The 11697-nt window shown below is 58.6% G+C and carries 8 protein-coding genes; 6 read left to right on the top strand and 2 right to left on the bottom strand.

The annotated features are described in order from the left end of the window. Nucleotides 1-21 precede the first annotated feature (21 nt). Both PCPL58_RS07655 and PCPL58_RS07650 read right to left on the bottom strand, forming a co-directional pair. Nucleotides 22-1416 carry a PhoH family protein gene (locus PCPL58_RS07655; protein ID WP_065349164.1) on the bottom strand — a complete coding sequence of 465 codons (1395 nt, stop codon included), beginning with the start codon at nt 1414-1416 and terminating at the stop codon, nt 22-24. Between the two features lie 294 nt (nt 1417-1710). Further along, nucleotides 1711-2889, bottom strand: coding sequence for a polysaccharide deacetylase family protein (locus PCPL58_RS07650; protein ID WP_065349163.1), 1179 nt, complete (start codon nt 2887-2889; stop codon nt 1711-1713). A gap of 202 nt (nt 2890-3091) precedes the next feature. Between PCPL58_RS07650 and yaaA the strand changes: the two genes are divergently transcribed. The 6 genes from yaaA (at nt 3092) to PCPL58_RS07620 (ending at nt 11695) form a co-directional block, all read left to right on the top strand. Next, nucleotides 3092-3871, top strand: coding sequence for a peroxide stress protein YaaA (gene yaaA, locus PCPL58_RS07645; protein ID WP_065349162.1), 780 nt, complete (start codon nt 3092-3094; stop codon nt 3869-3871). Between the two features lie 816 nt (nt 3872-4687). Next, nucleotides 4688-6004, top strand: coding sequence for a nucleotide sugar dehydrogenase (locus tag PCPL58_RS07640; protein ID WP_003365389.1), 1317 nt, complete (start codon nt 4688-4690; stop codon nt 6002-6004). 100 nt (nt 6005-6104) lie between these two features. Continuing rightward, on the top strand, nt 6105-7586 hold the full coding sequence (gene alg8 / locus PCPL58_RS07635; RefSeq protein ID WP_002552255.1) for a mannuronan synthase: 1482 nt from the start codon (nt 6105-6107) through the stop codon (nt 7584-7586). Nucleotides 7587-7626: 40 nt separating this feature from the next. Next, nucleotides 7627-8799, top strand: a complete 1173-nt coding sequence (locus PCPL58_RS07630; RefSeq protein WP_065349161.1) for a PilZ domain-containing protein — start codon at nt 7627-7629, stop codon at nt 8797-8799. Nucleotides 8800-8801: 2 nt separating this feature from the next. Further along, nucleotides 8802-10214 carry an alginate biosynthesis TPR repeat lipoprotein AlgK gene (gene algK / locus PCPL58_RS07625; protein WP_003433625.1) on the top strand — a complete coding sequence of 471 codons (1413 nt, stop codon included), beginning with the start codon at nt 8802-8804 and terminating at the stop codon, nt 10212-10214. Beyond that, nucleotides 10211-11695, top strand: coding sequence for an alginate export family protein (locus tag PCPL58_RS07620; protein ID WP_003433626.1), 1485 nt, complete (start codon nt 10211-10213; stop codon nt 11693-11695). The genes algK and PCPL58_RS07620 overlap by 4 nt, the downstream gene beginning before the upstream one ends. Nucleotides 11696-11697 lie beyond the last annotated feature (2 nt).

Here is an 11697-nt window from a genome sequence, read left to right as displayed (position 1 = left end):
GGCTCCCCGCATGCATCTGATTTACAAATGACTCTCCGCGTATTCGGCCAGTATCGAGCGTGGCACGCCCTGCAGGGTGATGTGCACGCCGTTCGGGAAGTCTTTGAAGCGCTCCGTCAGGTAGGTCAGCCCGGAACTGGTGGCCGACAGGTAAGGGGTGTCGATCTGCGCCAGGTTGCCCAGGCAGACCACTTTGGAACCGGCACCGGCACGCGTGATGATGGTTTTCATCTGGTGCGGGGTCAGGTTCTGGCATTCATCGATCAGAATCAGACTTTGCTGGAAGCTGCGACCTCGAATGTAGTTGAGGGATTTGAACTGCAACGGCACCTTGCTGAGGATGTAATCGACACTGCCATGGGTGTTTTCGTCATCCATGTGCAGCGCTTCGAGGTTATCGGTGATAGCGCCGAGCCACGGCTCCATCTTCTCCGCCTCGGTGCCGGGCAGGAAACCGATTTCCTGATCCAGCCCCTGAACGCTGCGGGTGGCGATGATGCGCCGATAGCGCTTGGTGACCATGGTCTGCTCGATGGCAGCGGCCAGGGCCAGAATGGTTTTACCCGAGCCCGCAGCGCCTGACAGGTTGACCAGATGAATATCCGGGTCGAGCAACGCAAACAGCGCCAGCCCCTGATAGATATCGCGCGGCTTCAGCCCCCAGGCCTCCTGATGCAGCAAAGGCTCCTGGTGCATGTCGAGAATCAGCAGTTCGTCGTTCTTGACGCCTTTGATCCAGCCGACAAAACCCTGCTCATCGACAATGAACTCGTTGATATGAACCGCCGGCAGCATTTCAGTGAGCTGCACGCGGTGCCAGGTACGACCACGCTCCTGACGCGTATCGACCTTGCTGACGCGGTCCCAGAACGAACCGGTCATGTCATGGTAGCCACGCGACAACAGTGAAATGTCGTCGACCAGTTGGTCTGTACTGTAATCCTCGGCAGCAATGCCACAGGCGCGCGCCTTGAGGCGCATGTTGATGTCTTTGGTTACCAGCACGACGCTCAAGTCCTTGTTGCGCGCATGCAGGTCAATCAATTGGTTGATAATGATGTTGTCGTTCAGGTGCTCGGGCAGCAGGCTGTTGGGTTCCTCGCGTTTGCTCATCAAAATCGACAGGTAGCCCTTGAGCACGCCTGTACCACGATCGATGGGCACGCCCTTCTCGACTTCCTCCGGCGAAGCTTCGCCCAGAGTCTTGTCGATCAGACGGATGGCCTGACGGCATTCGGCAGCAACCGAATGTTTACCGGCCTTGAGTTTGTCCAGTTCCTCCAGAACCGTCATGGGGATGGCGACGTGGTGTTCTTCGAAGTTCAGCAGTGCGTTTGGATCATGAATCAATACGTTGGTATCGAGCACGTAAAGGATTGGCTGGTTGGTGGAAGGGGTGCGTCCGTGGTCATCCATACTCGCTCACCTTTGTAGAAGCCGGGCGACGCAGAACCACGACAGTACTGCGCCACGAAAAGGCCGCCGGATTCTCCCCTTCAGGCAGGGCAGAAATGTCGCTCAAGGTGGGTCTTGGAAGACGCCACCTGTGTTGCAGGTTTCGGCGGTCTGTATTCGTAATACAGCAAAAGGGATGACAGAAAAAAGCTCTTTGACAGTTTTTTGAAGTTTATTTCACAGCCTGACGAATAGGACTTGGCGGACGTACCCCGCACGTTTAAAGTCGGAAGTCCGCCCACGCCGAATCTGCCTTCATTCCCCTTCCGGCGCAGCCTCTTCACTGCTCTGCAGCCCTTGTTCTTCGGGCGCTTCAGAGATATTTCGGCAATCGTCCCAGATCAACTCGCTTTGCGCGGTATTGGCCAGCAGCAATGGCAGCGCCGACTGCGCCTTGTTGGCCACATCGTGGAATACCACCGTCCCTTTGCGCCAGAGCAGCATGAGGGTCAGTACACGGTCGCCCACCTGCTCTGCAGAAAGCCTTCCGGTGTCGTCTTCGGCGTCGATATTCCACAATGACACGCGCAAATGCTCGGTGCGGAAGAAGTTGCCGCTGTCGGCACGTCGATGGCCATAAGGAGGGCGAAACAGCGGCACGAAGTTGTCCGGCAACACCTGCTGAACCAGTGCCGCGCTGCGTTGCACTGAATTCTGCCAGTCCAGCCACTGACTGTGCGAACGGTACTCCCAGCCCTGGATGCCCACACACTGCTGGCGATACAGCGCCTGCAAACCTGCAACCGACGTGCTGTCGAGACGCTCCTGAAGACTCTTGCCCAGCACGAAGAAGGTGGCGGTCATTTTCTGCTGGCGCATAAAGTCAGCCAGCCAGTCGGTACCACCGTCGGCCGGGCTCGGGCCACTTTCGAAGTTGAGCATGAAGGTGCGATCCGGCATCTCGTCGCCGCTCATCTCATCGGAGTTGTAGCGTTCGATCTCGCTGCTGGTCTGCGGAAACAGGGCTGCCATGAACAGCAGCTCGTTCAGGTAACGCTGGTGGAATGCGGCGCTGGGTCTGGCCCAGTTGGCGTAGAACGAATCGTTGGATACCTGGTATTCCTCGGCGCGCTGCCGCAACTGATCCATGTCCTCGACCAGCACACAGAAATTGGCGTCCTGCTCACAGCTCTTCTGCGCGTTCTGGTAGTCCTCCAGCAACCGCAGCCACAGCCGATGACGAACCACATTCAACGACGGCACGTTGACGAAGCGCAGGCCAAGGCGCTGCTTGAGGCCCTCCTCGTCGAGCTTTTCGCTCAGGTACAACTCGTGGGCAAAGGCGAGGATCTCCGCACGCGACGCGACGTCGAACAACCCCGGCGTCTCGAGCCGTTCAGGCCAGACGCTGCGGTCAATGGTGGCGATGACCGGCGCTGCCGCCTGCGCCTGAAGCCAGAACAGACCTGCACACACTGCTAAAACGATACGCAAACCCGATGTCCTCTCGATCAACCATTAACGTCATGACCAGCGCGCCACTATAGCTGATATGCACCGGGCTTCTTATGTCGGCGCGCATACAAAGCAGCAGGTCATGCTGGCATCACCCGCGGAGCGGTCTCTATCGCCACCATAGCTGGAGTCGCAGGCTGTCAGCCCCTAGAATCCACGGACGATAAAAGGAGACGATTTCATGCTGATGGTGATTTCCCCGGCAAAAACCCTCGATTTCGAGACACCGCCCACGACCGGCCGCTTCACTCAGCCGCAGTACCTGGACCATTCCCGGGTGTTGATCGAACAGCTGCGTGAACTGACGCCGGCGCAGATCAGCGAACTGATGCACCTGTCCGACAAGCTGGCCGGATTGAACGCGGCACGCTTTGGCAGCTGGAACCCGGACTTCACCCTCGACAACGCCAAGCAGGCACTGCTGGCCTTCAAGGGTGACGTCTATACGGGCCTGGAAGCGGAAACGCTGAGCGAAACGCAGCTCGACTACGCGCAGGGCCACTTGCGCATGCTGTCAGGTCTGTACGGCCTGTTGCGTCCACTGGACCTGATGCAGCCCTACCGGCTGGAAATGGGCACCCGGCTGGCCAACGCTCGCGGCAAGGACCTCTACGCCTTCTGGGGCACGCGGATCAGCGAATGGCTGAATGAAGCGCTGGCAGACCAGGGCGACGACCTGCTGCTCAACCTGGCCTCGACTGAATACTTCTCTGCCGTCAAACGTTCGTCGCTCAAGGCAAGGATCATCGACACCGAGTTCAAGGACTTCAAGAACGGCCAGTACAGGATCATCAGCTTCTATGCGAAAAAAGCACGCGGCATGATGAGCCGCTTCGTTATAGAAGAGCGCATCAATGATCCCGAAGCATTACAAGCGTTCGATGCACAGGGCTATCGTTACAACCGCGAACAGTCGACCCCTGACAAGTTGGTGTTTTTGCGCAACATCGCAGAACACTAGATGATGTAACCGTCGTGTAACAGAGCGCTGTTACACGGCCTGTCCTACGATCCAACACCAAATGCCAACTTCATGACGCCAGACAAACGTCAACTTTTCGACTCGCCACTCACGTGCGATTTTTTCTTAAAAAAAAATCCATTTTTTTTAACTAGTGGCGTTTCAGCTTTTTACAGTAGTGGCACTTTCATATTCACCCCTCTACACCCCTCGTGAATCGAGGCTTTTACGAAAAAAGCCATCATCTCGATACCCTCCCTGTGACAAATCGGATACCGCAAAATCTGCAAATCAGGACGAGTGGCCAGGAACTAAATACGAATTCATACGCTCCTACATCCCGTAACAATTCTGGGCTGACGTGTAAGAGATCACTTACAGGTCGCCTCGAAAAACGGGAAGTTACCGACAAGGAAGCCAGGCCCACGTGATCCTGGCGTCAGGTACCAGAACTAAACTCACATCACTAGTTGATGTTGTAGACAGGCGAAGCGCCGAACCGGTGTGATGCGCAGGATTCGAACAGGACGGCCCTGGCTTGCGCCAGAGGCATGCTTACCGAGGTCCGCCGTCAATCGTCGAACAAGGAGTGGTTTACTGCATCCAAGGAGAGCAAGGCCCTGACCGAACGGACAGGTTACTTGCCGCTTGCACTTAGTGTCATTTGAGTTCGCCTTACTTGTTTTGGGCACTCACTCATTAAATATGCCTGCGTTAGTTCCACGGCGTTGTTAGCCGTGAGGGATGGCGCGTGACATCTGCTGGCCAAAATTAATATCCAGCCAATTTGTGGCGTGAAAAATCGAGGAGAATACGATGCGTATCAGCATATTTGGTTTGGGTTACGTCGGTGCAGTCTGTGCCGGTTGCCTGTCTGCCCGCGGTCACGAAGTAGTTGGTGTGGATATTTCCAGCACCAAGATCGACCTGATCAACAACGGCAAATCACCTATCGTTGAACCGGGTCTGGAAGAGCTGTTGCAGAAAGGTATCAGTACCGGAAAACTGCGCGGCACTACAGACTTCGCCGAAGCCATTCGCGCCACCGACCTGTCGATGATCTGCGTCGGTACGCCGAGCAAGAAGAACGGCGATCTGGAACTGGATTACATTGAATCGGTGTGCCGCGAAATCGGTTATGTCCTGCGTGACAAAGCCACTCGCCACACTATCGTGGTTCGCAGTACCGTACTGCCGGGCACTGTTGCCAACGTCGTTATCCCGATTCTGGAAGACTGCTCCGGCAAGAAAGCCGGTGTTGACTTCGGCGTTGCCGTCAACCCTGAGTTCCTGCGCGAAAGTACTGCGATCAAGGACTACGACCTGCCGCCAATGACCGTGATCGGCGAGTTCGACAAAGCGTCGGGCGACGTTCTGCAATCGCTGTACGAAGAACTCGATGCACCGATCATCCGCAAGGACATCGCTGTTGCCGAGATGATCAAGTATACCTGCAACGTGTGGCACGCCACCAAGGTTACTTTCGCCAACGAAATCGGCAACATTGCCAAGGCCGTCGGCGTCGATGGCCGTGAAGTGATGGACGTTGTCTGCCAGGACAAGGCGCTGAACCTGTCCCAGTACTACATGCGCCCTGGCTTCGCATTCGGCGGCTCCTGCCTGCCGAAAGACGTTCGTGCCCTGACCTACCGCGCCGGCAGCCTGGACGTTGAAGCTCCCCTGCTCAACTCGCTGATGCGCAGTAACACGTCGCAAGTACAGAACGCTTTCGACATGGTTGCCAGCTACGACACCCGCAAGGTTGCACTGCTGGGCCTGAGCTTCAAGGCCGGTACTGACGATCTGCGTGAAAGCCCGCTGGTAGAGCTGGCCGAAATGCTGATCGGCAAGGGCTTCGACCTGAGCATCTTCGACAGCAACGTTGAATATGCACGCGTTCACGGTGCCAACAAGGACTACATCGAATCCAAGATTCCGCACGTTTCCTCGCTGCTGAACTCGGACTTCGACCAAGTCATCAATGACTCCGACGTCATCATCCTCGGCAACCGCGATGAGCGTTTCCGCGCCCTCGCCAACAAGACCCCTGAAGGCAAGCGCGTCATCGATCTGGTGGGCTTCATGGCCAACGCCACCAGCGAAGACGGTCGTGCCGAAGGTATCTGCTGGTAAATCAGCCGCAAGCCACAAGCGCCAGGCTCCAGGCCACAGGCTCAAGCAATGTGCTTGCAGCCTGGGGCTTGAGGCTCGCAACTGACTTAGGGATACGATTATGCAGAGGCTCAAGCACGGCCTGTTACAGGCCGCAGGTTGGCTGTTCTATTTAAGTTTACTCATGGGCCTTGCCGCGGCATTGCCTACCAGTATCTTCGACTCACAGTCGAAGAACTTTATATTCCTGATTGGCGCCGTTGGTATCTGGCGCTACTCGATGGGGATCACGCACTTCGTGCGCGGGATGATTTTCCTGTACATCGTCTACCCGCACTTGCGCCGCAAGGTTCGCAAGCTGGGCAGTGCAGCAGACCCGTCCCATGTGTTTCTGATGGTCACCAGCTTCCGCATCGACGCGTTGACCACCGCACAGGTCTACAACTCGGTTATCCGCGAAGCCATCGACTGCGGCCTGCCGACGACTATCGTCTGCTCGCTGGTGGAAATGTCCGATGAGCTGCTGGTCAAGAGCATGTGGGCGAAGTTCAACCCGCCGGAGCGCGTCAAGCTGGACTTCGTACGCATTCCGGGCACCGGCAAGCGCGACGGTCTGGCCTATGGCTTCCGCGCTATCTCGCGTCACTTGCCTGACAGCCGTGCCGTGGTTGCAGTGATCGACGGCGACACCGTGCTCAACGAAGGTGTGGTCGCCAAGACCGTGCCGTGGTTCCAGCTGTTCGACAACGTCGGCGGCCTGACCACCAACGAGTTCTGTGAAGTACGTGGTGGCTACATCATGAGCGAGTGGCACAAGCTGCGTTTCGCTCAGCGTCACATCAACATGTGCTCGATGGCCCTGTCCAAACGCGTGTTGACCATGACCGGTCGCATGTCGGTGTTCCGCGCAACCGTGGTAACCGACCCCGAGTTCATTGCCGACGTGGAAAGCGACTCGCTCAATCACTGGCGTCTGGGCACCTTCCGCTTCCTGACCGGCGACGACAAGTCCAGCTGGTTCAGCCTGATGCGCCTGGGTTACGACACGTTCTACGTGCCGGACGCAGCGATCAACACCGTGGAACACCCGCCCGAGAAGAGCTTCCTGAAAGCCAGCCGCAAGCTGATGTATCGCTGGTACGGCAACAACCTGCGTCAGAACTCGCGTGCACTGGGTCTGGGCGTACGTCGCCTGGGGATTTTCACCAGCATCGTACTGTTCGACCAGCGTGTGTCGATGTGGACCTCCATCCTCGGTCTGACCGTCGCCCTGATCGCCAGCTTCAAGTATGGCGGCGCGTTCCTGTTGATGTATCTGCTGTGGATCGGCATGACCCGTCTGATCCTCACCCTGCTGCTGTCCCTCTCGGGACACAGGATCGGGCCTGCCTACCCGATCATTCTCTATTACAACCAGATCGTCGGCGCGCTGATGAAGATCTATGTCTTCTTCCGCCTGGACCGCCAGTCCTGGACTCGCCAGGACACCAAACTAAGCCGCGACATGGCCAGCTTTCAGGGCTGGTTCAACACGTGGTCGTCCCGAACCATGACTTTCTCGGCTGGCACCATCTTCGTCGCTGTGCTGTTGACGATGGTTTGACCGGGCCAACGGATTAATCGCTTAAGTAGGAAAAATAGCCATGAATACAGCCGTGAATGCGAACGTCGTACATGAATCCGAAGCCCAGCGCCAACACGCGCGGATCAAGATCCCTGCCAAGCTGCGCCTGCTGAATAATCAGCCCAACGCGCCACTGGTACGTGTCGAAGACCTGTCGGCCGGTGGCCTGAGCTTCGTTGCTCCGTCCGGGCAGAAATTCAGCGAAGGGCAGATCGTCAAGGGACGCCTGCAATTCATCATCGACAACCTTGGCCTGGCCATGGACGTCGATCTGCAGGTGCGCTCGATCGACAACGCCAGCAACCGCATCGGTTGCCAGTTCCAGAATCTGGAACCTCAGGACATCGCTACCCTGCGCCACCTGATCACCTCGCACCTGTCCGGCGAAGTCGTCACCCTGGGCGAAGTGCTGGCCACGCTGCAGCGCGATAACTTCACCAAGGCACGCAAGGTAAAGGGCAAGGACAGCGGCATGAGCGCCATGGGTCGCCTGCGCGCCGTGACCTTCAGCCTGGGCGTGTTCATTGTCGGTCTGGCCGCTTTCGGCTTCATCTTCAAGACGATCTACGGCCTGTACTTCGTCAGCCATGCATCGGCTGGTCTGGTCACCATTCCAAGCATGGACGTGACCATGCCGCGTGAAGGTACCGTACAAAGCCTGGTCGCCCAGAATGGCGAAGCCGCCAAAGGCGCGCCACTGGCGTCCTTCAACACCAGCATGCTGGAAATGCTCAAGGGCAGCCTGACCGGTGAAGACCTGCAGCCAGCCAAGATCGAAGAGCTGTATGGCAAGCAGATGAGCGGCACCATGACCAGCCCGTGCGATTGCGTCGTGGCTCGCCAGCTGGTTGCCGACGATCAGTTCGCGTCCAAGGGTCAGGTGATCTTCCAACTGGTGCCACGCAACGCGCCGGCCACGGTTGAAGCTCGCTTCACCTATCGCCAGTTCAACGACGTCAAGCCAGGCACACGTGTCAGCTTCCAGATCGCTGGCGAAGACAAACTGCGCACGGGTCAGATCATCAGCAGCACCAACCTGAGCGACGCCGACCTGTCCACCGACATCCGTGTGCAGATCAAGCCTGACGAAAGCCTGAGCAGCTCGCTTGCCGGTCGCCCTGTCGAAGTGGTCAGCGATCGCGGCCCGTCCGTGAACTGGCTGATCGATAAAGCAATGGCTGCGGGTCTGTAACCATGAACAGCCCACTACGACGCCTGTCGACCCCCACGCTACTGAGCCTCGCCGTCGCGCTCGGCCTGAGCGGCTGTGCCGGCCTGCCTGATCAACGCCTTGCCAATGAAGCCCTGAAAAACGGCGACACTGCATTGGCGGAGCAGAACTATCGGCAGCTGGCGGACCTGGGCTACAGCGACGCGCAAGTCGGCCTGGCTGATATTCAGGTCGCGACTCGCGACCCTGCTCAGCTCAAGCAGGCCGAGGCTACCTACCGCGCTGCCGCGCAGACCTCCCCCCGGGCGCAGTCGCGTCTGGGCCGTCTGCTGGCTGCCAAGCCCGACGCTACCGAAGCCGAACATCGCGAAGCCGAAGGCCTGCTGAAAAAGGCCTTCGCCAATGGCGAATCCGGCACGCTGATCCCGCTGGCGATGCTGTATCTGCAATACCCGCACACCTTCCCTGAAGTGAATGCGCAGCAGAAGATCAGTGAGTGGCGCGCTGCCGGTTATCCGGAGGCAGGTCTGGCCCAGGTGCTGCTGTATCGCACTCAAGGCACATATGCTCAACACCTCGATGAGGTCGAGAGCATCTGCAAACAGGCGCTGTCGGCCACGGATATCTGCTACGTCGAACTGGCCACTGTCTACCAGACACGTGGCCAGGCCGAGCAGCGCACGGCCTTGATCGAAAAGCTCAAGAGCGACTACGCCGCTGGCCGCGTCAATGCTCAACGTGTGGACAGCGTCGCGCGTGTACTGGGTGACTCCACCATCGGTACACCGGACGAAAAGACCGCTCAGCAATTGCTGGAAAACGTTGCGCCGGGCTACCCGATCTCGTGGGTCACGCTGGCCAAACTGCTTTACGACTTCCCCGAACTGGGTGACGTCAACAAGATGATGGAATACCTGAACAACGGCCGCGCGGCAGACCAGCCTCGCGCCGAGCTGCTGCTTGGACGCCTGTACTACGAAGGTAAATGGGTCACGCCCGATGCCTTCAAGGCCGAGGAGCACCTGAAGAAAGCCACCGCCACGGAAATCTCTGCCCATTACTACCTGGGTCAGATCTACCGTCGCGGCTACCTGGGCCAGGTCTACTCGCAAAAAGCCGTGGACGAGCTGCTGACCGCCGCCCGTGGTGGCCAGAACAGCGCCGACTTCGCCCTTGCGCAACTGTTCTCGCAGGGCAAGGGCACTATGCCCGACCCGGTCAACGCCTGGGTGTTCGCGCAACTGGCGCTGGCCAGTCAGACCCCGCAAGCGACCGAGCTTGCCGAGGCCCTCAATACACAACTGCCGCCTGAAAAGCTCGCCACCGCCAAAGACCTGTTGGCACGCGAGCAAAAAGTCCGGGGCGCTAACGCCACTCAGAACGCGATGGCATTGCAGGCCCTGCAAGAAGAAAAAGACGGTGAGGAAGCATTATGAAGTTGAATCCCCTGATGGCCGCCGGCATGGGCCTTGGCTTCACCCTGTTGTGGGCCTGCCCGACACTGGCAGCGCTGACCGAACAACCGCAAAATTTCGGTATCGAAATCAAAGCCACGGCGCAGGCCGAGGATGATCGCGATCTGGGCACCCGTTCGGGCGGCGACGTCAACGGTGTGGGCCTGGACCTGCGTCCCTGGGTCTATGGCGAGCGCGGCGACTGGAGCGGTTACGCGATGGGCCAGGTGGTCACCGCCACCGACATCATTCAGACCGACCCGCTGGAGCAGAGCAACAGCGACGGCAGCGGCACCCAGACTTCGCGTGGCACGGCCAGCGAGCGCGAAGCCGACAAGACCTACGCCGCACTGCGTGAGTTCTGGATCGGCTACAGCGGTTTCACGCCCTACCCTGGCGAGATCCTGAAAGTCGGTCGTCAGCGTCTGCGTAACGACGACGGTCAATGGCACGACACCAATATCGAGGCCATCAACTGGTCGTTCGATACCACGCTGCTGCGCGCTGAACTGGGTGCTGCCCAGCGTTTCAGCGAATACCGCACCGACCTGACCGAACTGGCACCTGACGACGAAGATCGCAAGCACCTGTTCGGCTCGGTGAGCTACCAGTGGACACCAGGCCATTGGGCCGGTATCCGTGCTCACCACAGTGCCGACGACGGCAAGCTCAAGTCGCAGGGCCAGGTGCTGGATGATCTGGACAAGACCTCCAATGGCGATCTGACCTGGGTCGGCCTGCAGGCTGACAGCGATGCCTACAACTATCGCAGCAACACCAATCAGCTCAACTACTGGGGCAGCCTGACTTGGCTGAACGGAACGCGCGACGAGATCGGCGTGACCTCCGCTCCCAACGACCAGTTCATCGCCGGCGAAAAGAACAGCCGTGACATGAATGGCTGGGCCACCGACCTGGGCCTGCGCCTGCGTCTGGACCCGCAATGGCAAGTCGGCGCCGCCTACTCGCGCGCCAGCAAGGACTACGTCCAGAACGGTCTGGAAAGTAACCGCTCCAACTGGACCGGTACGCGTTCGCGCATCCACCGTTTCGGTGAAGCCTTCCAGGGCGAAATGGCCAACGTGGAAACCGGCTCGCTGTTCGCCTCCTGGCAGATGAACGAGGAATACGACGCGTCGCTGATCTACCACAAGTTCCGTCGCGTGGACGGCAACACCGGTATCGGTGGCTCGGGCATCAACGCGGTGAACGACAACCAGAACGGTACGTTCAGCTCGCTGCCGCTGGAAGACGGCAGCAAGGACCTGGGTCAGGAAATGGACCTGGTCGTGACCAAGTACTTCAAGCAAGGCCTGCTGCCGGCTTCGCTGAGCCAGTCGTTCGATGAACCTTCGGCACTGGTGCGCCTGCGCGCAGGTGTCTTCAAGCCAGGCGACGCGTATCAGAACAACGTGGACAGCTACATGCACCGCGCTGTTGTCGACGTCATCTGGCGCTTCTGATG

The organism is Pseudomonas cerasi (assembly GCF_900074915.1).
Classification (GTDB): Bacteria; Pseudomonadota; Gammaproteobacteria; order Pseudomonadales; family Pseudomonadaceae; genus Aquipseudomonas; species Aquipseudomonas cerasi.
This window is presented reverse-complemented; position numbering and strand designations above follow the sequence as displayed.